At 68.1% G+C, this 26695-nt stretch carries 28 protein-coding genes; 18 read left to right on the forward strand and 10 right to left on the reverse strand.

Annotated elements, in window-relative coordinates; translation table 11 throughout:
* Nucleotides 1-42: 42 nt before the first annotated feature.
* The 3 genes from BST17_RS01230 to BST17_RS01240 are packed head-to-tail and all read right to left on the reverse strand — an operon-like array spanning nucleotide 43 to nucleotide 2209.
* Nucleotides 43-552 (reverse strand): DinB family protein, encoded by a 510-nt coding sequence (locus tag BST17_RS01230; protein ID WP_083054760.1) that lies wholly within the window; start codon nucleotides 550-552, stop codon nucleotides 43-45.
* A complete protein-coding gene (locus BST17_RS01235; RefSeq protein ID WP_083054762.1) occupies nucleotides 549-1367 on the reverse strand; it encodes a thioesterase family protein in 819 nt (272 codons plus the stop codon). The genes BST17_RS01230 and BST17_RS01235 overlap by 4 nt, the downstream gene beginning before the upstream one ends.
* Entirely contained in the window at nucleotides 1364-2209 is an 846-nt protein-coding gene (locus BST17_RS01240) for a RecB family exonuclease (protein ID WP_083054764.1), read from the reverse strand. The genes BST17_RS01235 and BST17_RS01240 overlap by 4 nt, the downstream gene beginning before the upstream one ends.
* Before the next feature lie 84 nt (nucleotides 2210-2293).
* Here BST17_RS01240 and BST17_RS01245 point away from each other — a divergent pair, with 84 nt between their 5' ends.
* Nucleotides 2294-3250, forward strand: coding sequence for a tRNA (adenine-N1)-methyltransferase (locus BST17_RS01245; protein WP_207573544.1), 957 nt, complete (start codon nucleotides 2294-2296; stop codon nucleotides 3248-3250).
* Between the two features lie 3 nt (nucleotides 3251-3253).
* Here BST17_RS01245 and BST17_RS01250 read toward each other — a convergent pair whose 3' ends face one another.
* Genes BST17_RS01250 through BST17_RS01260 form a run of 3 tightly spaced genes read right to left on the reverse strand, consistent with a single transcriptional unit; the run spans nucleotide 3254 to nucleotide 4614 of the window.
* A complete protein-coding gene (locus BST17_RS01250) occupies nucleotides 3254-3550 on the reverse strand; it encodes a DUF503 domain-containing protein (protein WP_083054766.1) in 297 nt (98 codons plus the stop codon).
* A gap of 5 nt (nucleotides 3551-3555) precedes the next feature.
* Nucleotides 3556-4110: a lipoprotein LppK gene (locus BST17_RS01255; RefSeq protein WP_083054768.1), complete on the reverse strand. Its 555-nt coding sequence runs from the start codon at nucleotides 4108-4110 to the stop codon at nucleotides 3556-3558.
* Between the two features lie 9 nt (nucleotides 4111-4119).
* Nucleotides 4120-4614 (reverse strand): MTB12 family secreted protein, encoded by a 495-nt coding sequence (locus BST17_RS01260; protein WP_083054770.1) that lies wholly within the window; start codon nucleotides 4612-4614, stop codon nucleotides 4120-4122.
* Nucleotides 4615-4760: 146 nt separating this feature from the next.
* Between BST17_RS01260 and arc the strand changes: the two genes are divergently transcribed.
* Nucleotides 4761-6572, forward strand: coding sequence for a proteasome ATPase (gene arc, locus BST17_RS01265; protein WP_083054772.1), 1812 nt, complete (start codon nucleotides 4761-4763; stop codon nucleotides 6570-6572).
* Between the two features lie 4 nt (nucleotides 6573-6576).
* On the opposite strand, the gene BST17_RS01270 is transcribed toward arc, so the two are convergent.
* A complete protein-coding gene (locus BST17_RS01270) occupies nucleotides 6577-7470 on the reverse strand; it encodes a LysR family transcriptional regulator (protein ID WP_083054774.1) in 894 nt (297 codons plus the stop codon).
* A gap of 72 nt (nucleotides 7471-7542) precedes the next feature.
* Between BST17_RS01270 and BST17_RS01275 the strand changes: the two genes are divergently transcribed.
* On the forward strand, nucleotides 7543-8481 hold the full coding sequence (locus BST17_RS01275; RefSeq protein WP_083054776.1) for a DMT family transporter: 939 nt from the start codon (nucleotides 7543-7545) through the stop codon (nucleotides 8479-8481).
* Here BST17_RS01275 and BST17_RS01280 read toward each other — a convergent pair.
* Both BST17_RS01280 and BST17_RS01285 read right to left on the reverse strand, forming a co-directional pair.
* Entirely contained in the window at nucleotides 8447-8737 is a 291-nt protein-coding gene (locus tag BST17_RS01280; protein ID WP_165762183.1) for a DUF732 domain-containing protein, read from the reverse strand. The two genes, BST17_RS01275 and BST17_RS01280, sit on opposite strands and share 35 nt — an antisense overlap.
* Nucleotides 8738-8857: 120 nt before the next feature.
* On the reverse strand, nucleotides 8858-10033 hold the full coding sequence (locus BST17_RS01285; RefSeq protein ID WP_083054780.1) for a hypothetical protein: 1176 nt from the start codon (nucleotides 10031-10033) through the stop codon (nucleotides 8858-8860).
* A gap of 42 nt (nucleotides 10034-10075) precedes the next feature.
* On the opposite strand from BST17_RS01285, the gene BST17_RS01290 reads away from it, so the two are divergent.
* Nucleotides 10076-11458 (forward strand): HAMP domain-containing sensor histidine kinase, encoded by a 1383-nt coding sequence (locus BST17_RS01290; RefSeq protein WP_083054782.1) that lies wholly within the window; start codon nucleotides 10076-10078, stop codon nucleotides 11456-11458.
* Here the strand turns inward: BST17_RS01290 and BST17_RS01295 are convergent.
* Nucleotides 11434-12108: a response regulator transcription factor gene (locus tag BST17_RS01295; RefSeq protein WP_083054784.1), complete on the reverse strand. Its 675-nt coding sequence runs from the start codon at nucleotides 12106-12108 to the stop codon at nucleotides 11434-11436. The two genes, BST17_RS01290 and BST17_RS01295, sit on opposite strands and share 25 nt — an antisense overlap.
* 297 nt (nucleotides 12109-12405) lie before the next feature.
* Between BST17_RS01295 and ectA the strand changes: the two genes are divergently transcribed.
* From ectA to BST17_RS01365, 14 genes are all read left to right on the forward strand, one after another.
* On the forward strand, nucleotides 12406-12966 hold the full coding sequence (gene ectA / locus BST17_RS01300; RefSeq protein WP_083054786.1) for a diaminobutyrate acetyltransferase: 561 nt from the start codon (nucleotides 12406-12408) through the stop codon (nucleotides 12964-12966).
* Between the two features lie 73 nt (nucleotides 12967-13039).
* Nucleotides 13040-14338 carry a diaminobutyrate--2-oxoglutarate transaminase gene (gene ectB, locus BST17_RS01305; RefSeq protein ID WP_234807490.1) on the forward strand — a complete coding sequence of 433 codons (1299 nt, stop codon included), beginning with the start codon at nucleotides 13040-13042 and terminating at the stop codon, nucleotides 14336-14338.
* 34 nt (nucleotides 14339-14372) lie between these two features.
* Nucleotides 14373-14771 carry an ectoine synthase gene (locus BST17_RS01310; protein ID WP_083054788.1) on the forward strand — a complete coding sequence of 133 codons (399 nt, stop codon included), beginning with the start codon at nucleotides 14373-14375 and terminating at the stop codon, nucleotides 14769-14771.
* Nucleotides 14768-15673 (forward strand): ectoine hydroxylase, encoded by a 906-nt coding sequence (gene thpD / locus BST17_RS01315; RefSeq protein WP_083054790.1) that lies wholly within the window; start codon nucleotides 14768-14770, stop codon nucleotides 15671-15673. The genes BST17_RS01310 and thpD overlap by 4 nt, the downstream gene beginning before the upstream one ends.
* Nucleotides 15674-15716: 43 nt before the next feature.
* Nucleotides 15717-17225 (forward strand): depupylase/deamidase Dop, encoded by a 1509-nt coding sequence (gene dop / locus BST17_RS01320; RefSeq protein ID WP_083054792.1) that lies wholly within the window; start codon nucleotides 15717-15719, stop codon nucleotides 17223-17225.
* Nucleotides 17226-17299: 74 nt separating this feature from the next.
* Entirely contained in the window at nucleotides 17300-17494 is a 195-nt protein-coding gene (locus tag BST17_RS01325; protein WP_083054794.1) for a ubiquitin-like protein Pup, read from the forward strand.
* Complete coding sequence (gene prcB, locus BST17_RS01330) at nucleotides 17491-18336, forward strand: proteasome subunit beta (RefSeq protein ID WP_083054796.1); 846 nt, start codon at nucleotides 17491-17493, stop codon at nucleotides 18334-18336. Before BST17_RS01325 ends, prcB begins: the two co-directional genes overlap by 4 nt.
* Entirely contained in the window at nucleotides 18336-19076 is a 741-nt protein-coding gene (gene prcA / locus BST17_RS01335; protein WP_083054798.1) for a proteasome subunit alpha, read from the forward strand. Before prcB ends, prcA begins: the two co-directional genes overlap by 1 nt.
* Before the next feature lie 154 nt (nucleotides 19077-19230).
* Nucleotides 19231-20589, forward strand: a complete 1359-nt coding sequence (gene pafA, locus BST17_RS01340; protein ID WP_109749944.1) for a Pup--protein ligase — start codon at nucleotides 19231-19233, stop codon at nucleotides 20587-20589.
* Nucleotides 20590-20640: 51 nt separating this feature from the next.
* Entirely contained in the window at nucleotides 20641-21654 is a 1014-nt protein-coding gene (locus tag BST17_RS01345) for a helix-turn-helix transcriptional regulator (RefSeq protein ID WP_083054799.1), read from the forward strand.
* Nucleotides 21651-22604 (forward strand): helix-turn-helix transcriptional regulator, encoded by a 954-nt coding sequence (locus BST17_RS01350; RefSeq protein ID WP_083054801.1) that lies wholly within the window; start codon nucleotides 21651-21653, stop codon nucleotides 22602-22604. The genes BST17_RS01345 and BST17_RS01350 overlap by 4 nt, the downstream gene beginning before the upstream one ends.
* A gap of 30 nt (nucleotides 22605-22634) precedes the next feature.
* Complete coding sequence (gene tatA / locus BST17_RS01355) at nucleotides 22635-22889, forward strand: Sec-independent protein translocase subunit TatA (RefSeq protein WP_083054803.1); 255 nt, start codon at nucleotides 22635-22637, stop codon at nucleotides 22887-22889.
* 89 nt (nucleotides 22890-22978) lie between these two features.
* Nucleotides 22979-23914 carry a twin-arginine translocase subunit TatC gene (tatC, locus tag BST17_RS01360; RefSeq protein ID WP_083054806.1) on the forward strand — a complete coding sequence of 312 codons (936 nt, stop codon included), beginning with the start codon at nucleotides 22979-22981 and terminating at the stop codon, nucleotides 23912-23914.
* A complete protein-coding gene (locus tag BST17_RS01365; protein ID WP_083054808.1) occupies nucleotides 23898-26648 on the forward strand; it encodes a DEAD/DEAH box helicase in 2751 nt (916 codons plus the stop codon). The genes tatC and BST17_RS01365 overlap by 17 nt, the downstream gene beginning before the upstream one ends.
* The last annotated feature ends 47 nt before the right edge of the window (nucleotides 26649-26695 follow it).

Here is a 26695-nt window from a genome sequence, read left to right on the forward strand (position 1 = left end):
TCCCGAGGATTGCATATCGTCTATATAGATGCAAGACGATATTCACTGGTGAGTGGCCCGCAGTAACCGCAACTGGCCGATCTCGGCGCCGTTTTTGGTCAGCTCGACGTTGAGCCACAGCGCCGTGTCCAGCAGCGGCCGCTCGACGCCTGCCCCCCACGGAAACGACAACGGCCGTGCGAGGTCGTCGTCTGTCAGCTCGTTCAGCAGGCTGTGCCAGCGTCGCTGCAGGGCGCGGATCTCCGACACGGCGTGTGCCGGGCCGGGCCAGCGAACGGCGGCTGCCGCCCGCGGCGGTTCTCCGGCGACGACATCCAGCGTCGCCGACCACCAGAAGATGATGTGCCAGGTGAGCCACCCGATGGTGGGCACCGGGAGCGGGTCGGGTTCGGACTCGGCCCAGTCGGCGACCCACCCGCCGGTCGCATCGGGATGCAGGGTCCACACCAGATCGGTCGGTGCCCACAGGAAGTCGTCGTCGGTCAGGGCCGAGAGGTGCAGGTCGGTCAACGCCCAGGCCACGTCGAACTGACGGCGCAGCGCGTCGATCACCGGACGCGCTGGACCAGCAGGGTCTGCGCCGAGGTACCGATGAAGCCGTCCCGGTCGTAGATCTCGGCCGTCGTCACCCCGATACCGTCGGGGCCGATGGAACCCCGGGCACGCAGACCGAAATCCGTCCCGCGCGGAACCCGGTGCAGATGCACGGCGGTGTCGGTGTTCATGAAGACGAAGCGGGTCGGGTCCAATGCGGCGCCGATCCCGTTGGCCGAATCGACCACCTGGGCCAGCCGCTGCAGCGGGGTCGTCGGCTCGTCGTCGACCAGCGGGACCAACGGACTCATCCAAGCCTCCGCGGCCGCACCCGGTGTGGCGGTCTGGCTGCGCCAACTGACCGTCTCCAGATATCCCGGGGCGCCCATCCAGCCGTGCGGATTGTCCACTGCCGCACCCTCGGTCAGCGGCGGGTACCGGTCGGTGCGGACATCGGCGGTGTCACTGGTGGCCAGCAGCCACGCACTGACCCGGGCCACCGGGCGTTCCGGCGCATCGGTGGCACTCATCTCCGCGACGGCCAGGGTGATGCGCGCACCCGGCCGCTGCACCCACGCCCGCACCTGCACGGGGGCCACCGGGATGGCGCCCAGGATGTCCAGCAGTAGCCGACCCACCCGCAGCTGCGGCCGGTCATCGTAGAGCTCCTCGATGGCCTTGGTCAGCAGGGCCAGCGGCGGTGAGCCGTGCTGGATGGCGGCATCCCAATTGCTCGCCGTACCGATCGTCGATTCGAACAGCTGGATCTCACCGTCGGATCCGAGCCGCCGATAGTGCGGGGTGCGCGGTCCGACGGTGTGCGACGCGGTCATTCGGCCGGCGCCTCCGGCCAGCCCGGGTAGGGCGGCGGCGTGCCGCCGAACTCGGGGCACAGCGCCCGGTGCGCGCACCAGTCGCACAGTTTGGACCGCTTGGCCCGGAAATCCCCTGTGCTGCCCGCGGATTGGATGGCGCGCCAGATCGCGGTCAGGGTGCGCTCGAATCGCACCAACTCGTCGGGATCGGGGGAGTAGTCCAGCAGCTGACCGTCGGCGAGGTAGATCAGCCGCAACCGGGCAGGCAGCACGCCGCGGGACCGCCACAGCGCCACCGCGTAGAACTTCATCTGGAACAGCGCCTTGGCCTCGGCCAGCGCCCACAGCTCCGACGGCGCCCTGCCGGTCTTGTAATCGACCACGCGCATCTCGCCGGTGGCCGCGATGTCGATGCGGTCGACGAAGCCACGCAGCAGGGTGCCGTCCTCGAGCTCGACCTCGACCCGTTGCTCGCAACTGTCGGGATCGAACCGGGTGGGGTCCTCGAGCCGGTAGTACCCGGACAGCAACTTGCGGGCGTCGCGTACCAACTCTGCCCGTAGGTCCGCGTCGAGGTCGCGGCCGAGTTGCTCGTTCTCGGCGGCGACACGGTCGAGCGCGGTGTCGACGAGGGTCAGCGCGGTGTCATGGCCGCGTTGCGCGGCGGGCAACGCATAGAGATCCTCCAGCGCGGCGTGCACCACCGACCCGCGCAGCTGCGCCGGGGACACCGGCTCGGGCAGCCGATCGATGGCCCGGAAGCGGTACAGCAATGGGCACTGCTTGAAATCACCGGCCCGGGACGGGGACAGGGCGGGGCGCCGACCGGTTACCGGTCCGGTTGTGGTGGCGACGCTCATGCCCCGAGCCTATGCCCGGGCCCCGACAATTCCTCGGCAATCCCGGCGTGGTCGGCCTCCGCGCGTCTGGCAGGCTAGGGCCCCGTGGCAATCACTGGTCCGTTCGTCGTCGGCGATCGCGTGCAACTCACCGACGCCAAGGGGCGGCACTACACGATGGTGCTCGCCCCCGGCGCGGAGTTCCACACCCACCGCGGCGCGATCCCGCACGACGGGGTGGTCGGACTGCCGGAGGGCAGCGTCGTCAAGTCCACCAACGGCGATCCGTTCCTGGTGCTGCGCCCGCTGTTGATCGACTATGTGCTGTCCATGCCGCGCGGCGCGCAGGTCATCTATCCCAAGGACGCCGCCCAGATCGTCCACGAGGGCGATATCTTCCCCGGGGCGCGGGTGCTGGAGGCCGGGGCCGGCTCGGGGGCGCTGACGTGTTCGCTGCTGCGGGCCGTCGGTCCGAGCGGGCAGGTCATCTCCTACGAGGTGCGCGACGATCACGCCGTGCACGCCATCCGGAATGTCGAGACGTTCTTCGGCGAGCGACCGGCCAATTGGGACCTGCGCATCGCCGATCTGAACGAGCACCCCACGGGAGACGGCACCGGGGCGAGCGCAGCGACGGGAGATGACACCGGGGCGAGCGCAGCGACGGGAGATGACACCGGGGCGAGCGCAGCGACGGGAGACGGCACCGGGGCGGGCGCAGCGCGGCCGGACAACGAGGTGGACCGGGTGGTGCTGGACATGCTCGCGCCCTGGGAGGTGCTCGACACGGTGGCCGGCGCGCTGGTGGCCGGTGGGGTGCTGATCGTCTATGTCGCCACCGTCACACAACTGTCCCGCACGGTCGAGGCGCTGCGCGAACAGCAGTGCTGGACCGAGCCGCGGTCCTGGGAGACCATGCAGCGCGGGTGGAACGTCGTAGGCCTGGCGGTGCGGCCACAGCACAACATGCGCGGTCATACCGCATTCCTGATCTCGGCGCGCAAGCTCGCTCCGGGCACGGTCGCCCCGACACCGCTCAAACGTCGCAAGCAGCAGGTCTAGCGGTCATTCATCGTCGCTGCGGTGCAATCCGCGGCGGGTGGACAGCAGGTCGAACTCGGGCCGGGCCGCAACCAGCCGCTCGGCGGCGTCGAGCACCTCGACGACATGCGCGCGGTCGGCGGCCACCACCGATACCCCGATATTGGCACGCCGGTGCAGCTCCTGGGCCCCGGTCTCGGCCGCGGACACGGTGAACCGGCGCCGCAGTTCGGCGATGACGGGGCGGATCACCGATCGCTTCTGCTTGAGCGAGTGCACGTCGCCGAGCAGCAGATCGCAGTCGAGCCAGCCGATCCACATCGGTATCAGCGGGGGGGTGTCGGCAGCGGTGTCTGCGCCTGCAGCTCGAGCAGTTGGTCGGCCGTGTCGCGGGTCAACTGCCAGGCACCCTCGTGCAGGGTGAACTGCATCGGGAAGGTGAACGGCGCGGTGCCGGGGATCGGATTGGCGGGCGCGACCGTCACGGTCGCCACGACATCGCCGTAGTCGGTGTCCGACCACACCAGGTCGGCGGCCTGGAAGGTCAGTGGGGCCAGGCCGGCGTCGACGGTCGCGGTGGCGAACCGGTCCAGTGCGGCGGCATCCTGCGGCGTCGCGAACTGCACCAGCGGCACCTTCTGTTCACCGGGAATCGAAGGGTCGGCCAGCCGGCTCAGCACGCCGGTGAGCGCCTCGGGTGCCGGCAGCGGGGCTGCGGGCGCCGACGCATCCGCCGCGGCCGAGGCGGTGGTGGTCTGCTCGGGCGCGGGCGGCACCGGCTCGTCGCCACACCCCGACAGCATGAGCGCCGCCACCGAGGTGACGGCGCTCAATGCCAACTTCGGTCGGAGCGAAGTGACGGGGGATCCGGCGCGGCGCATGGCCTGCGGTCAGCCGGCCGCCGACAGCAGCGCCAGTGCGGACTGCTTGGTGACCTGCCAGCCGGTGGGGCTCGGCCCGGCGATGAAGGTCACGGGCTGGGTGGCGGTGCCGCCGGTGGCGGCGGTCGCGGTCACGTTGGCCGTGGCGATCGGGCCGTTGACGTCGATATCGGCCACGTTGAAGGTCAGCGGGAACTTGCCCTCGCGCGCCGCGTTGTTGTACGCGCGGTCGGCGGCGATCGACTCGATGCGTCCGACGCCACCCTGGATGTAGGGGGCCTTGCCGGAGAACGAACCGGGACCGGCGAGCGCGGTCAGGGTCTGGGTGAGCGGCGCCGCCAAATCGGGTGCGGGCAGCTGCGGCAGCGGGGTATCCCACACGACGGGGGTGATCGCCGGGGCGCTGCTGGCTGTAACCGACGACACGCCCGTCGCTGCAGCGGTAACCAGACCGGCTGCCGCGGCGCTGGTTACGAAGCCGGTGACGAGGGTTTTGAGGAGCACAGTGGTCCTTTCTACGGGGCCAAGTATTCAGTGAGGTTAACAGCGTTGCTGGTGTGTCGAATTCCTAGACCACACACAAAGGCTGAATCGCCGGTAGCGTTGAAGTTGTTACTGCACCAACATTCGGTGCGGGAGGGAGCGCAACTATGAGTGAATCCGAGCGTTCGGGCTTTTCCGCCGAGGATGCTGCCGAACTGGAGAGGTTGCGCCGCGAAGCCGCGGCACTTCGTGAACAACTCGAACAGACGGTGGGCGCGGGCAGTGGCCTGCGGACCGCCCGCGATGTCCAGCAGCTCGAGGCGCGCATCGATTCGCTGGCCGCGCGCAACGCCAAGCTGATGGACACCCTCAAGGAGGCCCGCCAGCAACTGCTCGCGCTGCGCGAGGAGGTCGACCGGCTCGGACAGCCCCCGAGCGGTTACGGCGTGCTGTTGGCCACCTACGAGGACGAGACGGTCGACGTCTTCACCTCCGGCCGCAAGATGCGCCTGACGCTGTCGCCCAACATCGAGGCGGCCTCGCTCAAGCAGGGGCAGACCGTCCGGCTCAACGAGGCGCTGACGGTGGTGGAGGCCGGCACCTTCGAAGCGGTCGGGGAGATCAGCACCCTGCGCGAGATCCTCGACGACGGTCACCGGGCGCTGGTGGTCGGCCACGCCGATGAGGAGCGCATCGTGTGGCTGGCCGAACCACTGGTCGCCGCGGAGTTCCTGCCCGAGGGCGTGGAGGTGGCCGCCGACGATCTCGAGGACGGGCAGCCGCGCAAGCTGCGTCCCGGCGATTCGCTGCTGGTCGACACCAAGGCCGGATACGCCTTCGAGCGCATTCCCAAGGCCGAGGTGGAAGACCTGGTGCTCGAGGAGGTCCCCGACGTCAGCTACGGCGATATCGGTGGCCTGACGCGTCAGATCGAGCAGATTCGCGATGCCGTGGAACTGCCGTTCCTGCACAAGGATCTCTACCGGGAGTATGCGTTGCGCCCACCCAAGGGTGTGCTGCTCTACGGTCCGCCCGGGTGCGGTAAGACGCTGATCGCCAAGGCGGTCGCCAACTCATTGGCCAAGAAGATGGCCGAGTTGCGCGGCGAGGAGTCCCGGGAGGCCAAGAGCTACTTCCTGAACATCAAGGGACCCGAGCTGCTGAACAAGTTCGTCGGCGAGACCGAGCGGCACATCCGGCTGATCTTCCAGCGGGCCCGCGAGAAGGCGTCCGAGGGCACCCCGGTCATCGTGTTCTTCGACGAGATGGATTCGATCTTCCGGACCCGCGGCACCGGCGTGAGTTCGGACGTGGAGACCACGGTCGTGCCGCAGCTACTGTCGGAGATCGACGGTGTGGAAGGCCTGGAGAACGTCATCGTGATCGGTGCCTCCAACCGTGAGGACATGATCGATCCGGCCATCCTGCGGCCCGGCCGCCTGGATGTGAAGATCAAGATCGAGCGACCGGACGCCGAAGCGGCGCAGGACATCTTCAGCAAGTATCTGACCGAGGATCTGCCGGTCAACGCCGATGATCTCGACGAGTTCGGTGGCGACCGCGCGCTCACGGTCAAGTCGATGATCGAGAAGGTCGTCGACCGGATGTACGCCGAGATCGACGACAACCGCTTCCTGGAGGTCACCTATGCCAACGGTGACAAGGAGGTCATGTACTTCAAGGACTTCAACTCCGGAGCCATGATCCAGAACGTCGTGGACCGCGCGAAGAAGTACGCCATCAAGTCGGTGCTGGAGACCGGGTCGCGGGGTCTGCGTATCCAGCACCTGCTCGATTCGATCGTCGACGAGTTCGCCGAGAACGAGGACCTGCCCAACACCACGAACCCGGATGACTGGGCCCGCATCTCGGGCAAGAAGGGCGAGCGGATCGTTTACATCCGCACGCTCGTCACGGGCAAGAGTTCGTCGGCCAGCAGGGCGATCGACACCGAGTCCAACCTGGGCCAGTACCTGTAGGGCATCACCGGCCGACCGCGGCGGCGATCGCACTGAGCTCCTCGAGCACCAGCGCGATCGCCGGCCGCGCTTCGGCGCCGCTGCGGGTGACCGCCTCGATGCGGCGCGCCAGCCGGATGTCACCGATGGGCCGCCGGACAAGATCGCGCGCCAGCGCGACATACCGGGGCAGCAGAGCAATCCCGACACGTGCGCCCACGAGTTCTTCGACCACGCGGAAGTCGTTGACCCGCTGCGTGATCCGCGGTGTCAGCCCCGTCACGGTGGCGATCGACTTGAAGACGTCGTCCACCATCAGTCCACCCTCGACGCCGATCCAGTCCTGATCGGCGAGTTCGGACAGTGCGAGCACGGGCCGCCCCGCGAGCGGGTGGCCGGGCCACAGCAACACGTCGAGGGGTTCGCGCAGCAGCACCGTTGAGGCGAATCGCGGTTCCCAGGGGCCGGTATCGCGGTCGTCGCGGTGCACGACCACCACGTCGAACTCGGTGAGTTGTTGCCGCGCTTGGGAAGCCGCGACGTCGATATCGCGGCCGATTACCTCGACGCCACGCGCCCGCGCGTTGACGATCAGCGGTGCCAGCAGCATCGCCGCGCCCGATGGGAACAGTGACACCGTCACCCGTCCGCGCGCGGTGCTGCGGTAGCTGGCCATGTCGGCCTGCGCCCGGTCCAGCGCCGCGAGCACCCGATCGGCGTGTTCCACCAGCACCCGTCCGGCATCGGTGAGTCGCACCCGACGACCCGCGGGCTCCAACAGCGTCACCCCGGCCTCGCGTTGCAGCGTCTTGAGTTGTTGGGATACCGCGGACGGGGTCATCGACAGCACGTCGGCGACCGCGGCGACCGTCCCATGGTCGGCGAGTTCGCGCAGCATCCGCAGGCGGAACGCATCCATGTAGCAATTCTAAGGCTATACGTAAGAACAAGTAGCTGGACTACATGGTCAGTGGACGGCCACGCTGTTCCGGTGTCCCGCTACCGTGCCGATCTCGCGTTGCTCGCCGTGGCTGTGGTGTGGGGGTCGAGCTATCTGGCCATCAAGGAGTCGGCGGTCCCGGATGGGGTGTTCGGCTTCCTTGCGGTGCGTTTCACCCTCGCCGCGATGGTGCTGGCCGCGCTGCTGGGGCGACGGCTCAGCCGGGTCACGCGAGCTGAGCTGTGCTCCGGAGTGCTCTTCGGCTCGATCCTGGCCGCCATCTGCGTGTGCGAAACCTACGGTGTGACAAAGACATCTGCGTCGAACGCCGGGCTGATCATGGCGCTGACCGTGGTCATCACACCACTGCTGGGTCGAGGCGGTGTCGCTCCGTTGTTCTATCTGCCCGCGGCCGTGGTGACACTCGGCTGCGCCCTGCTCAGCCAGTCCGGGGGTTTCGCCGCTCCAGGTGTCGGTGACGCATTGGTGGCCCTGGCCGCCGTCCTGCGAGCCGTGCACATCACGGTGATGTCCCGGCGTTCGGGTGCAATGGATCCCGCGGCGGTCACACTGGTGCAGCTGTGCACCGTGGCGGTGTCGACCGCGGCTCCGGCGGCCGCGCTGGGTCAGGCCGACCTGGTGCTGCAGATGTCGGCCCGACAGTGGATGTTGACCGGCTATCTGGCCGTGGCGTGCACGGTGTTCGCATTCGGGGTGCAGATGTGGGCGGTACGCCGCAGCACGCCGGCGCGGGTCGCGCTGATGCTGGGCACCGAGCCGCTCTGGGCGCTGCTGATCGGAATCGGACTGGCGGGGGAGTCACCGGGCACGGCCGGAATGCTGGGTGCCGCAATGATTCTCGCGGGTGTCAACTGGGGACGCGCGGTGGCGGCCCGGCCGCCCGGACATGCAAAGAGCCCGCACCACGCCGGTGCGGGGCCGTGCACATCGAGCGTCAGCAAAGGTGGACGATGGCGGTCTTGTAGATGAAGTTCGCGTCCTCGTAGTTGACGTTCTCGTTGGTGTTCTCGTAGATGGCATCGAGCGTGACCTGCATGGGTACGCCGTTGGCCAGGTCCTGGCAGACCGAGTAGCCCAGGTCCAGTGCGACATCCTGTGCAGTGTCGCCGTACCCGTACTCGGTCAGCGCCGTGAAATAGCCCGTCTCGTCGGCGCTGGCCGGAGCGGCGAGCGCAACACCGGCTGCGAACATCGCAGCGACGGCGGGCAGCACAAATTTCCTCATGTTCGTCATCCCTTCATCCCGTGTTGCGCAGTTGATTGCCCGCACCGGGTTTTTCGAGGCGATGCGCAGCGTAGGGATCATAAGTCCGACTCTGCCAGTTTGCAGGGCAATCCCTGAGACTCAGCTGCGAGACTCCCTCTCCAGATAAGCGTCCCGGCCCGCCAGGCTGACGGCGACGTCCGCGATGAGCGGTTCGAAGAAGCGTTGCCGGTAGAGCGGGTCGACACTGGTGCTCACGGTGAAGTACAGACCCGACAGCACCGCCACGAACAGCGAGGTGTGCACCATCGTCTGTGGAATGGGGATGTGTACACCGAACCATGTTCCGGCACAGGGTGGTTCACCGACATCGCAGGTCTGCTCGCTGGCCCACAGCACGGTCACCTCATGCGGGATGGCGATGACGCCGAGAGCGAGGAAGAACGCGAACAGGCCGGCGGTGAACAGCACCACCTGGATGGCCTGGGACACCACCATGACCGCCACCACGTTGACCTGCTCGGCCCGCGAAAGCGGGCTGCGGGCCGGCTGGTGCCCGGCCGGCGGCGCCAGCGGGGTCCCGGCCAGCAGCCGGGCCGGATCAGTCGGCCCGGCCCGGTCCTCACGCAGCGCCTGCACCTCGTCGCGAATCGTGGTGACCATGAACACCAGCGCCACCACCGCCAGGAAACCGATTGTCTCCCAGAGTCGTTGCCGGGTCATGCGGGCCGCCAGCTGCCACAGCTCGCCGGTGAAAAAGACCACCACGGTCAGCATCAGCAGCGGCAGGGCGCGGCTCATCAGGGTGCCGAGCGCGCCCAGCTGGACCCAGGCGAAGCGGAATGCCCAGGCGGCAATCGATCCGAAGCCCAGATATGTCAGCCAGATCGCGACCAGCGAGATGAACAGGAACAGCGGGACTTCAGCGGCCGCAGCGGCCGACCAGCCGTCGACCGTCACCGGCATCACGATGACGAAGATGGCCATCACCAACCAGGCACCCCACCGTCGGCCCAGATCGCCCAGCGCGGTGTCGACATGGTGCAGGGCATAGAGGGCGAACGGTGCGGCGAGCAGGATCACCGCGATGACGCCGAGGCGCAGGGCATAGCCGTAGTCGGGACCGTCACCGGTGACCTCGGCCAGCAGCATCGTCACCGCCGTCAACGCGCCCACGGAGCTGATCATCGGTGCCGACCGCTCGATCAGACCTCGGGACCGCACCCGACGGGTCAGCACCAGCGGCAGCCCGCGGTGCAGGAACCACTCGTGCACCTGCTCGTCGCTTGTTCGTGGGCTGGAGTCGGACACCGCCATATTGTGCGGTATCGACGGCCGACTGTTTGGCACAGTGGACGGATGCGACGTGTGCTGAGCCGGCCGGGCGAATGGGGGATTTCGGCACGGTCGGCGTTCGTGGCCGCCAGTGTGGTGCTCGGCGCGCTCGCCGTGACGGCGATCGTGGTGTCCTGGGTGCTGTATCAGTCGATGTTGACGGGGGTGGACAACGCCGCGGCGGCGCGGGTTGCCCGCGTGGCCGGCGTGGTCGCCACCGGTGGGCCGGCCGGCCTGGACGCCGAACTGCTCTCCACCGACACCAGGATCCTCGCGGTTCAGGTGATCGATGACCAGGGCGCGGTGGTGCGGCGCTCACCCGGCGCGCCGGATACGCCGCTGATCCCGATCGACCAGATCGGGCCGGGCCCGTTGATCGGTATGCCCGAACACAATTCGGCGCTGGGGCCGATCCGGTTCAGTGCACAGAGCATCACCGGGCCCGATGCGGACCGCTACATCATCGTCGTCGGAGAGGGCAGCCGTGCGGTGACCTCGACGGTCACCACCGTGATCGGCGCGCTCGCCGTGGCGGCACCGGTGGTGATCGGGGTGTCCGCCGCCGCGACCTATCTGCTGGTGCGTCGCTCCATGCGGTCGGTGGACGATATCCGGTCCCGGGTCGCCGAGATCACCACCTCGGATCTGACCGGGCGGGTGCCGGTGCCCGAGGGGCGCGACGAGATCGCCGCGCTGGCAGTGACGATGAACGAGATGTTGGCCCGCGTCGAGGCCGGCCACGCCGCCCAACAGCGCTTCGTCGGCGACGCATCCCATGAGCTGCGCAGCCCGTTGGCCACCATCATCTCCGCGCTCGAGGTCGCCCAGGCCCACCCGGAGTTGCTCAACACCGAACTGGCCCAGCACACCCTGATGCCCGAGGCGCAACGGATGCGCTCGCTGATCGACGACCTGTTGCTGCTCGCCCGCGCGGACGAGCGCGGCTGGAACCTGCGCCGCGATGATGTCGACCTCGACGATGTGGCGGTCACCGAGGTCGAACGGTTACGCCGGGAAGCGCGGGGGAGTGTGCAGGTGACTGCCGCCATCGAACCGGTGCGGGTCAGCGGCGATCCCGGTGCGCTGGCCCGGGTGCTGCGCAACCTGCTCGACAACGCGGCCCGCCATGCCGCATCGGTGGTCGAGATCGAATTGCGCAGCGTCGGTGAGGATGCGGTGCTGACCGTCGGCGACGACGGCCCCGGGATCCCGGCCGGCGACCGGCGCCGGGTCTTCGACCGGTTCGTGCGCCTCGACGAGGGCCGGTCACGCGATGCCGGCGGGACGGGTCTGGGGCTGGCCATCGTCGCCGAGATCGTCGCCGCACACCGGGGCCGGGTGAGCATCGCCGACCGGCCCGGCGGCGGCACCCGAGCGGTGGTTCAGCTGTCTGCGGCCAGCCGGTAACCGACGCCGCGGATGGTCTCGATGGTGCTGGTGCCGAACGGGATGTCGATCTTGCGCCGGACATAGCCGACGTAGACCTCGACGACGTTGTCCGGTCCGTCGTAGTGGGCGTCCCAGACGTTGTGCAGGATGTCGGCCTTGGTGACCGCGACGTTCTTGTTGCGCATCAGGTACTCCAGCAGACCGAACTCGCGCGGTGTCAACGACAGCGCCTTGTCGCCACGTTGTACCGTGCGCCGGCCGGGATCGACCGACAGGGATCCCGCGGTGAGCACCGGCGGTTGGTGCGGCGCGGCGCGGCGCACCAGCGCACGTAACCGGGCGACCAGCACGATGAACGAGAACGGCTTGGTCAGGTAGTCGTCGGCACCCAGGTCGAACGCGTCGGTCTGGTCGTACTCGCCGTCCTTGGCGGTCAGCATGAGCACCGGGGTCCACACCGATTTGGCGCGCATCCGGCGCAGGACCTCGTAACCGTTGAGGCCGGGCAGCATGATGTCGAGCACCACGACGTCGAAATCGTTCTCGCACGCCTGCCAGAGCCCGTCCACGCCGTTGGACGCCTCGACGACGACGAAACCCTCGGCGCGCAAGCCGATGGCCAGGGTGGAACTCAACCGGGGTTCGTCCTCGACGATCAGCACTCTCATAACGTCCTCATGTCTACCGCCTGCCACGCAGGTCGTCACCTACGCACATCATCCCCGCATCATCGATGCGAGTATCGCGGTCACATCATCGAACACAAGGTCACGATCGGGTAACGACCGTATCGTCGAGGGCCCGCTGAAATTGTCGGGCTTTGCGCTGGTCGCAGTGCCACCCGCCGCCGGGCAGCGCCGCCCATCACGGTTGATCCGCGACAACGCTTCTGACTACGGTCGAGGAACCGAAGACACGAAACCTGTTCAGATCGAAAACGCACTCGGTGGTGACTCTTACTGAATATGAACGGCTTGACCAAGGCTCCGGATCAATCCCGCGGGTCCGACGAGATCGAGGCGCATGTATTGCGCCGCCCCCACGGTTCCGACGCCCTTGCCATCCGGCGCATCGTCGCCGAAACCGGTGTGCTGGACCTCAATTCGACCTACGCCTACCTGCTACTGGCCACCGATTTCGCCGACACCTCCATCGTCGCTGAAATCGGCGGTCGCATACAGGGTTTCATCACTGGCTATCAACCGCCGCGCCGACCTGAGGTGTTGTTCGTCTGGCAGGTCGCCGTCGCCCCGGCGGCCCGAGGCATGGGCCTGGCCGCCGCCATGCTCGACTACCTGAGCGACCGCATCCGCTCCGACCGGCCCGGGGCGCCGCTGACCGTCGAGGCGACGGTGGCGCCGGACAATGAGCCCTCGCGAGCGTTCTTCGGCGCCTTCGCGCGCCGTCACGGTGTGCCGCTGACCGAACGGCCGCACTTCACCGCGGCGCAGCTCGATCCCGACCTGATGCATGCCGATGAACCGCTGCTGTCCATCGGACCGTTGACCGCACCCATCTCGGTCTGACTGAGCGCTGCAGCACCGCAGTGCACCACACCATCTCGTCTGAGATGGCTCGATATCCATTGGAGGATGTTTCTTGCTGCTCGAACCGACCCTGCTCCACGACGCCGCATCACTGACCGAGGCCGATCTTCCGGAGGTGTACGCGTCGGTGGAGTCCGAGGTCCGCAGCTACTGCCGCGCATGGCCGACGACATTGGCCACCGCGCGGGATTCCTGGGTCACCGACACCGAGGGTCGCACCTTCCTCGACATGTTCGCCGGTGCCGGCGCGCTGAACTACGGACACAACAACCCGATTCTCAAGCGCGCGCTGCTGGACTACCTGGCCGCTGACGGCATCGTGCACTCGCTCGATATCGCCACCGCCGCCAAGCAGCGCTTCCTGGAGACCTTCGACCGGCTGATCCTCACCCCGCGGGGACTCGACTACAAGGTGCAATTTCCCGGCCCGACGGGGGCGAATTCGGTGGAGGCTGCGCTCAAACTGGCACGCAAGGTGACCGGCCGCGAGTCGATCATCAGCTTCACCAACGCATTTCACGGGATGACCCTCGGCGCGCTGTCGGTCACCGGCAACTCGATGAAGCGTGCCGGAGCCGGTATCCCACTGGTGCACGCCACCCCGATGCCCTATGACAACTACTTCGGCGGCGTCACCGAGGATTTCGGATGGTTCGAGCGGGTGCTCGACGACTCCGGCAGCGGCCTGAACCGGCCCGCCGCGGTGATCGTCGAAACCGTCCAGGGTGAGGGCGGGCTCAACGTGGCCCGGATGGACTGGCTGCGCGCCCTGGCCGACCTGTGCCGCGACCGCGACATCCTGCTGATCGTCGACGATGTCCAGATGGGCTGCGGCCGCACGGGCGGGTTCTTCTCCTTCGAGGCGGCCGGCATCGTTCCCGATATCGTCACGCTGTCGAAGTCCATCAGCGGCTATGGGCTGCCGATGGCCCTGACGCTGCTGCGCCGCGATCTGGACGTATGGTCGCCCGGCGAGCACAACGGGACGTTCCGCGGCCACAACCCGGCCTTCGTCACCGCTACTGCCGCACTCGAAACCTATTGGACGAATACGGAGTTCGCGCAGGAGACGGCCGACAAAGGTGCGTTACTGCGGGACGGGCTGGACCGTATCGCCGCACCGCTCGAGGGGGTGTCCGCACGCGGGCGCGGGATGGCCCAGGGTCTGCGTTTCGACCGGTCCGAGTTGGCCGAACAGGTGTGCCGGGCCGCCTTCGACCGGGGTGCGCTGATGGAGACCAGTGGCCCCTCCGACGAGGTCGTGAAACTGCTTCCGCCGTTGACCACCACCCGCAGCGATCTGGAAACCGGCCTGCAGATCCTCGCCGACTCCGTCGCCGCCACCGTCTGAGAAACCCACGCCCCGAAACGAGAGGTTGATTTTCATGATCGTCCGTACCACCACCGAGATCACCGGCACCGAACGTGACGTGGCAGCCGGCGCCTGGCGCTCCAAGCGCATCATCCTGGCCGGCGACGGCGTCGGATTCTCCTTCCACGAGACCGTCATCGAATCCGATTCGGTCAGCGAATTCCACTACCAGCATCACGTCGAAGCGGTCTGGGTGGTCGAGGGTGCCGGCACCCTGACCAATCTGGAGACCGGCGAGCAGCATGACCTCGAACCCGGCACCATGTACCTGCTCGACGGCCACGAGCGTCACCGCGTCACCTGTAGCCGGCAGCTGCGGATGCTGTGCGTGTTCAACCCGCCGGTGACCGGCACCGAGGTGCACGACGAAACCGGCGCATACCCGGCGCCGCAGGAGGTCGCGTCTGCATGAGTTCCGCGGTCCTGCAACGCCTGCACGATCCCTACCCGAGCCGGTTGAACCATGCCGTCACGCCTGTCGAGCGCTGGGAGCCGACGGTGTGGTGCGAGGAGACCTCGGACGGCCCGCTGGGCGCCGCCGATCTCGACCGGTTCGCCGACGACGGCCACCTGAGCCGGCCCGGTACCGTCGGCGACGACACGCTGCCATCGCTGCGCACCGAGATCGACCGGCTCGCAGCCGAACTGGCTACCGATGACCCACGTGTCATCCGCGAGCCGCGCGGCACCATCCGGTCGATCTTCCAGCCGCACCTGCTCAGCGGATTGGTCGCCGATGTGGTGCGGATGGACACCGTGCTGCCGGTGGCCCAGCAGCTGCTCGGCGGTGACGTCTACATCCACCAGGCGCGGATTAATCTGATGCCGGGCTTCACCGGGTCCGGTTTCTACTGGCACTCCGATTTCGAGACCTGGCATGCCGAGGACGGCATGCCGCGGATGCGTGCGGTCTCCTGCTCGATCGCACTGACCCACAACTACCCCTACAACGGGTCGCTGATGGTCATCCCCGGATCGCACCGGACGTTCTATCCGTGCGTCGGCGCCACCCCCGATGATCACCACCGGGAATCACTGGTGGCCCAGCAGTTCGGGGTGCCCGACGAGGACACCCTCACCAAGGCCGTCGACCGGCACGGGATCGACCAGTTCACCGGCGCCGCCGGCAGCGCGCTGTGGTTCGACTGCAACCTGCTGCACGGCTCGGGGTCCAACATCACCCCACTGCCGCGCTCGAACATCTTCCTGGTATTCAACTCGGTGGACAACCAGCTCACCGCGCCGTACGCCGCCAAGGCCATCCGACCCGAGCACCTGGCGGCGCGCACGGCCACCGACCCGGTGCGGCGATAGACGTGCCGCCTCGGCGTCCCGGCACGTCGCCTAGGCTTCACTCATGCAACGGATCATCGGGACCGAGGTCGAGTACGGCATCTCCTCGCCGTCGGACCCCACGGCCAATCCGATCCTGACCTCCACGCAGGCCGTGCTGGCCTACGCGGCGGCCGCCGGACTGCAGCGGGCCAAGCGCACCCGGTGGGATTACGAGGTGGAGTCGCCACTGCGCGACGCGCGCGGATTCGACCTGTCCCGCGGGACCGGCCCGGCTCCCATCGTCGACGCCGACGAGGTCGGCGCGGCCAACATGATCCTGACCAACGGCGCCCGGCTCTATGTCGACCACGCCCACCCGGAGTACTCCGCTCCGGAGGTCACCGATCCGATGGACGCGGTTATCTGGGACAAGGCCGGCGAACGGGTCATGGAGGCCGCGGCGCGGCACGTGGCCAGCGTGCCCGGTGCGGTGAAACTGCAGCTCTACAAGAACAACGTCGACGGCAAGGGTGCGTCCTATGGCACCCACGAGAACTACCTGATGTCGCGGCAGACCCCGTTCTCGTCGGTGATCGCCGGGTTCACCCCGTTCCTGGTGTCCCGGCAGGTGGTCACCGGCTCGGGTCGCGTCGGTATCGGACCGTCCGGGGACGAGCCCGGTTTCCAGCTCTCGCAGCGCGCCGACTACATCGAGGTCGAGGTCGGCCTGGAGACCACCCTCAAGCGCGGCATCATCAACACCCGCGACGAGCCGCATGCCGATGCCGACAAGTACCGCAGGCTGCACGTCATCATCGGCGATGCCAATCTGGCCGAGACCTCGACCTATCTGAAGGTCGGTGCCAGCTCGCTGGTCCTCGACCTCATCGAGGAGGGGCCCGCGCACGGTATCGACCTCTCGGATCTGGCGCTGGCCCGCCCGGTACACGCGGTGCACGTCATCAGCCGGGATCCATCGCTGCGGGCCACCGTCGCACTGGCCGACGGCCGTGAGCTGACCGCGCTTGCGCTGCAACGGATCTACCTGGACCGGGTGGCCAAGCTCGTCGACGCCCGCGATCCGGACCCGCGGGCCGCCCACGTCATCGAGACCTGGGCGCACGTGCTGGACCTGCTGGAGCGCGATCCGATGGAGTGCGCCGAGATCCTGGACTGGCCGGCCAAGCTGCGGCTGCTGGAGGGTTTCCGCAACCGCGAGAATCTGTCCTGGTCGGCGCCGCGGCTGCACCTGGTGGATCTGCAGTACTCGGATGTGCGGCTGGACAAGGGCCTCTACAACCGGCTGGTCGCGCGCGGCTCGATGCAGCGCCTGGTCACCGAACAGCAGGTGCTCGACGCCGTCGACAACCCGCCGACCGACACCAGGGCGTACTTCCGCGGCGAGTGTCTGCGTCGGTTCGGCGCCGATATCGCCGCGGCGAGCTGGGACTCGGTGATCTTCGATCTGGGCGGGGATTCGCTCGTCCGGATTCCGACGTTGGAGCCACTGCGGGGTAGCAAGGCACACGTCGGTGCGCTGCTGGATTCGGTGGACAGTGCCGTCGAACTGGTCGAGCAGCTCACCACCTAAGTCTGGCTATGCCCAGCTTTACCGGCGTCGACCGGTAATGTGAAAGAACCGGACAGAGCAATCAGGAGGCAGCGATGGCTCAGGAGCAGACCAAGCGTGGCGGAGGCGGCGGTGAGGACGACGACGTCCCCGGCGCTTCGGCAGCCGGCCAGGAGCGCCGCGAGAAGCTGGCCGAGGAGACCGACGATCTGCTCGACGAGATTGACGATGTCCTGGAGGAGAACGCCGAGGACTTCGTGCGCGCCTACGTCCAAAAGGGTGGCCAGTGACGGCTTGGTCGAATAAGCCGGTCCCCACCAGTCTCGACATCACCTCACCGCACCTGAATCTGTCGTCCTTCTCGGATTTCCTGAGTCGGCAGGCGCCCCAGCTGCTTCCGAACGGCCGCGACGTGGCCGGCCCGGGCGCAGATCTGCCGCATGGCACGACGATCGTGGCCCTGAAATTCCCGGGCGGTGTGCTGATCGCCGGCGACCGACGGGCCACCCAGGGGCACATGATCGCCAGTCGCGATGTCCAGAAGGTGCACATCGCCGACGATTACGCAGCCACCGGCATCGCCGGGACGGCGGCGATCGCCGTCGAGTTCGCCCGCCTGTACGCCGTCGAGCTGGAGCACTACGAGAAGGTCGAGGGCGTACCGCTGACGTTCCGCGGCAAGGTGAACCGGCTGGCCACCATGGTGCGCGGCAATCTCGGTGCGGCACTGCAGGGTTTCGTGGCGTTGCCGCTGTTGGTCGCGTTCGACATCGATGACGCCGACCAGCGCAACGCCGGTCGCATCGTGTCCTTCGACGCCGCCGGCGGCTGGAACATCGAGGAGGAGGGCTACCAGGCGGTGGGCTCGGGCTCACTGTTCGCGAAGTCCTCGATCAAGAAGCTCTATCCCCAGGTCACCGACGCCGACACGGCGCTGAGCGCCGGTATCGAGGCGCTCTATGACGCCGCCGACGACGACTCGGCGACCGGTGGTCCGGATCTGGTGCGCGGTATCTACCCGACCGCGGTGCTGATCGGCCCGGAGGGAGCGGAGGAAGTGACCGAGGCCCGGATCGCCGATCTGGCCAGACAGGTCATCGAGAAACGGACGCGTGCGGACGGTAACGGCTGATGAGTTTTCCCTATTTCATCTCGCCCGAACAGGCGATGCGTGAGCGCTCCGAGCTTGCGCGTAAGGGTATTTCGCGCGGACGCAGCGTCGTCGTGCTGACCTATGACAGCGGCGTGTTGTTCGTCGCCGAGAATCCGTCGCGATCGCTGCAGAAGGTCAGCGAGCTCTACGACCGCGTGGGTTTCGCCGCGGTGGGCCGGTTCAACGAGTTCGACAAGCTGAGGGTGGCCGGCATCCAGTTCGCCGACACCCGGGGCTACGCCTATGACCGCCGGGATGTGACCGGCCGGCAGCTGGCCAACGTGTACGCCCAGGCGCTGGGCACCATCTTCACCGAGCAGGCCAAACCGTTCGAGGTGGAGCTCTGCGTGGCCGAGGTGGCGCATCACGGTGAGACGAAAGCCCCTGAGCTGTACCGCATCACCTATGACGGTTCGATCGCCGACGAGCCGCATTTCGTGGTGATGGGCGGCACCACCGAACCCATCGCCACGGCGCTGGGGGAGTCCTATACCGAGAACGCCACCCTGGCCGACGCGGTGAAGATCGCGGTGAACGCGCTGCGGGCCGGCGGCAACGGCAGCGAGCCGCGCGTGCTGGAACCGTCGACCATGGAGGTCGCGATCCTGGACGCCAACCGGCCACGCCGGGCGTTCCGCCGGATCACCGGCGCCGCACTGGAAGCGCTGGTCCCGGCGGCCGACGTGCAGACGGCCACCGAACAGCCCACCGCCGAGTAGGCGCCCCACCCGCCTGCGTCGGTGCGCGGGGCGCCTGTGCCGGCAAACCGACCCCGTGGGAAGCTGGGCGCCGGTCGGTGATCACCGACCCGAAAAGCGAACCGCTGGCGGGCTTGCCCACCGATACCGAGACCCACCCCGTAAGCTCGACTGTGTGCAGCGACGGATCATGGGAATCGAAACCGAATTCGGCGTGACCTGCACGTTCCATGGTCACCGCCGGCTCAGTCCCGACGAGGTTGCCCGCTATCTGTTCCGGCGGGTCGTGTCCTGGGGCCGCAGCTCCAACGTCTTCCTCCGCAACGGTGCCCGGTTGTACCTCGATGTGGGGTCGCACCCGGAGTACGCCACCGCCGAGTGCGACAACCTGCATCAGCTGGTCACCCACGACCGCGCCGGTGAGCGGGTCCTGGAGGATCTGCTGATCGACGCCGAGCAGCGACTGGCCGACGAGGGCATCGGCGGTGACATCTACCTGTTCAAGAACAACACCGACTCGGCCGGCAACTCCTACGGTTGCCACGAGAACTACCTCATCGTGCGGGCCGGCGAATTCTCCCGCATCTCCGATGTGCTGCTGCCCTTCCTGGTCACCCGGCAGTTGATCTGCGGTGCCGGCAAGGTGCTGCAGACCCCCAAGTCGGCGACGTTCTGCCTGTCCCAGCGCGCCGAGCACATCTGGGAGGGCGTCTCCAGCGCCACCACCCGATCACGTCCGATCATCAACACCCGCGACGAACCGCACGCCGATGCCGAGAAGTACCGCCGGCTGCACGTCATCGTCGGTGACTCGAACATGAGCGAAGCCACCACCATGCTCAAGGTCGGTACCGCGTCGCTGGTGCTGGAGATGATCGAGGCCGGCGTGGCGTTCCGGGACTTCTCCCTGGACAATCCGATCCGGGCCATCCGGGAGGTCAGCCACGACCTGACCGGACGCCGGCCGGTACGGCTGGCCGGCGGTCGCCAGGCCAGCGCGCTGGACATCCAGCGGGAGTACTACGGGCGCGCGGTGGAGTACCTGCAGACCCGCGAACCGAACACCCAGATCGAGCAGGTCGTCGATCTGTGGGGGCGCCAGCTCGACGCCGTGGAGAGTCAGGACTTCGCCAAGGTGGACACCGAGATCGACTGGGTGATCAAGCGCAAGCTGTTCCAGCGGTATCAGGACCGCTACGACATGGAGCTGTCCGATCCCAAGATCGCCCAGCTCGACCTGGCCTACCACGACATCAAGCGCGGCCGCGGCGTGTTCGACCTGCTGCAGCGCAAGGGTCTGGCGGCGCGCATCACCACCGACGAGGAGATCGAGGCGGCGGTCAACACCCCGCCGCAGACCACTCGGGCCAAGCTGCGCGGCGAATTCATCAGCGCCGCACAGGAAGCGGGCCGTGACTTCACGGTCGACTGGGTGCACCTCAAGCTCAACGACCAGGCGCAGCGCACCGTGCTGTGCAAAGACCCGTTCCGGTCGGTCGACGAGCGGGTCAAGCGGCTCATCGCCAGCATGTGATGGGCAGGTCGCGCACGGTCGGCGCGGCCCGCACCCCCTAAGCTGCTTCAGGTGGCGACGTCAAAGGTCGAAAGACTGATGAATCTGGTGATCGCGCTGCTGGCCACCAGTTCGTATCTGACGGCGGAGAAGATCCGCAAGAACGTGGCCGGGTACTCCGACAGCCCGTCCGACGAGGCGTTCTCCCGGATGTTCGAGCGCGACAAGAACGAACTCCGCGACCTGGGCATCCCGCTGGAGACCGGGAAGGTCTCCTCCTTCGACGCCACCGAGGGCTATCGGATCAACCGGGCCGCCTACGCTCTGCCGCCGGTCGAGCTGAACCCCGAGGAATCCGCGGCGGTGGCCGTGGCGACCCAGCTGTGGCAGTCACCCGAGCTGGTCACTGCCACCCAGAGCGCGCTGCTGAAGTTGCGCGCCGCCGGGGTGGACGTGGACTCCGAGGACGTCGGGGTGGCGATCAGTTCGACCGCGACGCTGCCCGGGCTGCGTGGCTCCGAGGAGGCGCTCGGAGTGCTGCTGGCGGCGACGAACTCGGGCCGGGTGGTGCAGTTCGAGCACCGCCAGACCCGCAACGACCCGTACCGGACCCGCACCCTGGAACCGTGGGGTGTGGTGACGCACCGCGGCCGCTGGTACGTCGTGGGCCACGACCGGGACCGCGACGACACCCGCACCTTCCGGTTGTCCCGGATCGGGCCCGGCGCCAAGGCGATCGGACCGGCCGGGGCGGTGACTGTCCCGGACGGGGTGAACCTGCGGGCGATCGTCGCGCAGGTGGTCGCCGACGTGCCGACCGGCGAGAAGGCCAGGGTGTGGATCGCCCAGGGCCGGGCGACCGCGCTGCGCAGGCAGGCCGCCTCGGCCCGGCCGCTGACCTGGCAGGGACGGGCAGGAGAGGAGATCACCGTCGACATCGGCATGTACGACCGACTGGCGCGCGAGGTCGCGAGCTACGGCCCCGATGCCGTGGCGCTGGACCCGCCGCAATTGCGCGAGGACGTGCTGGCCCGGTTGCGCGCCCACGCCGGTGCCGCCGAGCAGCCGAAGGCGGACCGCCGATGAGCACCACCCAGGTGTCGACCCGACTGGTGCGGTTGCTGAACATGGTCCCGTACTTCAAGGCCAACCCGCGGGTGACCCGTGACGAGGCCGCCGCCGCCCTCGGGGTGACCCGCAAGCAACTCGACGCCGATCTGGAGCAGCTCTGGCTGTGCGGTTTGCCCGGCTACGGCCCCGGCGACCTGATCGACTTCGACTTCACCGGTGACACGATCGAGGTCACCTTCGCAGCCGGCGTCGACCACCCATTGCGGCTGACCTCCCCGGAGGCGACCGGGGTGCTGGTGGCCTTGCGTGCCCTGCTCGACGTGCCGGGCATGGTCGACCCACAGGCCGCGCGCAGCGCCATCGCGAAGATCGAATCCGCGGCGGGCACGGCAGGCGCGCGGACCCCCATCGTCGTCGACGAACCCGAGAGCGCCACCGCATCGGCGGTTCGCGACGCCACCCGCACCGGTCGGGCATTGGCACTGGAGTACCACTCGGCCTCCCATGACACCGTGTCCAGCCGGGTGGTCGACCCGATCCGCGTGGTGCTCATCAGCGATCGCAGCTATCTAGAAGCCTGGTGCCGCAGCGCCGAGGGTGTGCGATTGTTCCGGTTCGACCGCATCGTCTCCGCGCAGGTACTCGACGAACCGTCGGCCCCGCCGGCGCCGGCGGTTCAGGCCGAGCCCGACACCGCGCTCTTCGACGCCGATCCCGCGCTGCCGTCGGCCACCCTGCTCATCGATCGGACCGCGAGCTGGATGTTCGACTATTACCCGCTGCGGGTGCTCACCGAGCTTCCCGACGGTGCGTGCGAAGCGGCCATGACCTACGCTTCTGACGAGTGGATGGCACGCTTCGTGCTGGGTTTCGGGTCGGCCGTGCGGGTGTTGGAACCGCAGCAGTTGGCCGACAAGGTGCGCCACACGGCCGCAGCGGCGGTCCGTGCTTATGAAGACGAGTAGACTCGGTGACAATCTCTGGAGGTGTTTGAATTGGGTGGTCTTCAACCCTGGCACTGGCTGATCGTCATCGCGGCGTTCATCCTGCTCTTCGGTGCCAAGAAGCTCCCGGACGCGGCGCGTTCGCTGGGCAAGTCGATGCGCATCTTCAAGTCCGAGATCAAGGAGATGCAGGCCGACGGCAACGACAAGCCGAGCACGCCGCTGACCGAGGGCACCGCACCGGCCACGCCGGTCAGCTCGGAGCGGGTCGATACGCCCGAACAGTCGGACAAGCGAACGGCCTAGACAGCCGCAAAGTCCGTCCCATCCTCGCGGCGTGACGCCGCGTCGGTGGGACGCATTCGCCATCGCCTGCAACGACGTTAAGGCTGCCCGTGCAGACCCCCGGAATCTTCAAGAAGCTGCGACGCCGCGCGCAGGCCAACCCCGACGGCACGATGTCGCTTGTCGACCATCTGGCCGAACTGCGCAACCGGTTGCTCATCGCGGTGGCCGCCGTGCTGCTGACCACCATCCTCGGGTTCATCTGGTACACCCACGGGATTCTGGGCTTCCACAGCCTGGGCGAATGGCTGCGCGGGCCGTACTGCTCGTTACCCGAGTCGGCGCGCGCCACCATCGCCCCGGACGGGCAGTGCCGGCTGCTCGCCACGGGTCCCTTCGACCAGTTCATGTTGCGGTTGAAGGTCGCGCTGACCGCCGGCATCGTGCTGGCCTGCCCGGTGTGGCTCTATCAGCTGTGGGCGTTCATCACCCCGGGCCTGTACGCCAAGGAACGCCGCTTCGGTATCGCTTTCGTGGCGGTCGGCGCGGTGCTGTTCATCGGTGGCGCAGTGCTGGCCTACGTGGTGCTCTCGACAGCGCTGAGCTTCCTGTTGACCGTGGGCAGCGACGTCCAGGTCACCGCGCTGTCCGGCGATCAGTACTTCGGCTTCCTGATCAACCTGCTGCTGGTGTTCGGGATCAGCTTCGAGTTCCCGCTGCTGATCATCATGCTCAACGTCATCGGCGTGCTGCCCTACGCGAAGCTCAAGGAGTGGCGGCGTGGGCTGATCTTCGCGCTGTTCGTGTTCGCCGCCTTCGCCACGCCCGGCTCGGACCCGTTCTCCATGCTGGCGCTGGCGTTGGCGCTCACCCTGCTGCTGGAGTTCGCCATCCAGATCGCCAGGATCCACGACAAGCGCAAGGCCAAGCGCGAAGCCCTGGCCGAGGTGCCGGAGGACCAGGCCGCGCCCATCCCGGCGGCCGAGCCCATCGCCCCGCCCACCCCGGTGACCTCGCAGACGTTGATCGATGACGACGCCACCTGACCTCGGACCGCAGCTGCGCGACTTCGCCGCCCAACTGCAGTTCGGTCTCGACGGTTTCCAGGTGCGGGCGTGCGCCGCGCTGGAGAACGGACACGGGGTGTTGGTGTGCGCCCCCACCGGCGCGGGCAAGACCGTCGTCGGCGAGTTCGCCGTCCACCTCGCCCTGGCCGCCGGTCGCAAGTGCTTCTACACCACCCCGATCAAGGCGCTGAGCAATCAGAAGCACACCGACCTGGTGCGCCGGTACGGCCCGGAGAAGATCGGTCTGCTCACCGGCGATCAGTCCGTCAACGGTGATGCGCCCGTCGTGGTGATGACCACCGAGGTGCTGCGCAACATGCTCTACGCCAACTCCGCTGCACTGCAGGGCCTTTCGCATGTGGTGATGGACGAGGTGCACTTCCTGGCCGACCGGATGCGCGGCGCGGTGTGGGAGGAGGTGATCCTGCACCTGCCAGAGGAGGTCCGGCTGGTCAGCCTGTCTGCGACCGTGAGCAACGCCGAGGAGTTCGGTGGCTGGATCCAGACCGTGCGCGGGGACACCACGGTGGTCGTCGACGAGCACCGACCGGTACCGCTGTCGCAGCACATGATGGTGGGCAAGCGGTTGTTCGACCTGTTCGGCGGCGGCGACCGAACGCTGGTCGATCAGGATCTGATCCGCCATATCGCCCATCGCCGCGAAGCCGACCGGCTCGTGGACTTCGCACCGCGCGGCCGCGGCCGCGGCCGCCAGCACGGCAGGCCGACGTTGAACCGGCCGCCGTCGCGACCCGATGTGATCGCGACCCTGGACGCCGAAGGGCTGCTACCGGCGATCACCTTCGTGTTCTCCCGGGCCGGTTGCGACGCCGCGGTCAAGCAGTGCCTGCGCTCACCGCTGCGGTTGACCACCGATGAGGACCGCATCCGGATCGCCGAGATCATCGACCGCCGGTGCGCCGATCTGCCCGATTCCGATCTGGCGGTGCTCGGCTACTACGAATGGCGGGAAGGCCTGCTGCGGGGGCTGGCCGCGCACCACGCGGGCATGCTGCCCGTGTTCCGGCACACCGTGGAGGAGTTGTTCACCGCCGGCCTGACCAAGGCGGTCTTCGCCACCGAGACACTGGCCCTGGGCATCAACATGCCGGCCCGCACCGTGGTGCTGGAACGCCTGGTCAAGTACAACGGCGAGCAGCACGCGCCACTGACGCCGGGGGAGTACACCCAGCTGACCGGCCGGGCCGGCCGGCGTGGGATCGACGTCGAGGGCCACGCCGTGGTGTTGTGGCACCCCGATGACGCCGCCGCCGAGCCCGCGGAGGTGGCCGGGTTGGCGTCCACCCGCACGTTCCCGTTGAAGAGTTCGTTCGCGCCGTCCTACAACATGACCATCAACCTGATCGGGCAGATGGGCCCGGAGCAGGCGCGCCGGCTGCTGGAACGCTCGTTCGCCCAATATCAGGCCAACCGTTCGGTGGTCGGGTTGGTCCGCGGGCTGTCCCGGGGCGAGAAGATGCTGACCGAACTGGCCGCCGAGATGGGGGCACAGCCGGGCCGCAAGACCGAACCTGCGGTGCTGGAGTACGCCCGCCTGCGTGCGGCGATCTCCGCTCGCGAACGCGCCCAGTCGCGGGCATCCCGGCTGCAGCGGCGTCGCGCCGCCGACGACGCGCTGACCGCGCTGCGCCGCGGCGACATCATCAACATCACCAACGGGCGGCGCGGCGGGCTGGCCGTCGTGCTGGAACCCGCGCGCGACAGCGAGGACCCGCGCCCGCTGGTGCTCACCGAACACCGCTGGGCGGGCCGCATCTCGTCGGCGGACTACCCCGGCGGGTCCGCGCCGCTGGGCTCGATGCACCTGCCCAAGCGCGTCGAACATCGTCAGCCGCGGGTGCGCCGTGACCTGGCGTCAGCACTGCTGTCGGCGGCGGCCGGGCTGGATGTGCCGAGCCGGCACCGGGCCGGTCGCGGCGAACCCGATGTCGATCCCGAGTTGGTGACGCTGCGCGACCAACTGCGCCGGCACCCCGTGCACGCGGCGAGCGACCGTGAGGACAAGGTCCGGCTGGCCGAGCGCTATCTACGCATCGAGCGCGACAACGAGCAGATCCGGCAGAAGGTCGCCGCCGCCACCAACTCACTGGCCCGCACCTTCGACCGAATTCTGGTGCTGCTGTGCGAACGTGGTTTCGTCGACCGCTCGGGCGACACGCCCAAGGTGACCGAGGACGGTCGGCTGCTGGCCCGGATCTACAGCGAGAGCGACCTTTTGGTCGCCGAATGCCTGCGCCGCGGGGTGTGGGACGGTCTCGGGCCCGCCGAACTGGCCGGTGTGCTGTCGGCGGTGCAGTTCGAATCCCGCGGTGACAGTTCGGCCCCGCAGGGCCTGCACATCCCCACCGGCAACGTGCGCAAGGCGCTCGCGGCGACCCGCCGGTTGTGGGCCGACATCCGTAGTGACGAACAGCGCCAGCGCATCACGCACAGCCGCGAACCCGACGACGGTTTCGTCGCCGCCATCCACCAGTGGGCCACCACCGGGGATCTGGCGTCCTCGCTGGCCGCCTCCGATGTGAACGGGAACGGATCCCCGCTGTCCGCGGGCGATTTCGTGCGGTGGTGCCGTCAGGTGCTCGATCTGGCCGACCAGGTTCGCAATGCGGCCCCGGCACCGGCGTTGCGGACGACGGCGAAACGCACCATCAACGACATTCGACGGGGCGTCGTTGCAGTTGATGCAGGGTAGTGTGGCGGCGTAGATCCGCGGCGGCGGGTCTAGTTGACCAGTACGAA

It is taken from the genome of Mycolicibacterium bacteremicum (genome assembly GCF_002086115.1).
GTDB classification, from domain to species: Bacteria; Actinomycetota; Actinomycetes; order Mycobacteriales; family Mycobacteriaceae; genus Mycobacterium; species Mycobacterium bacteremicum.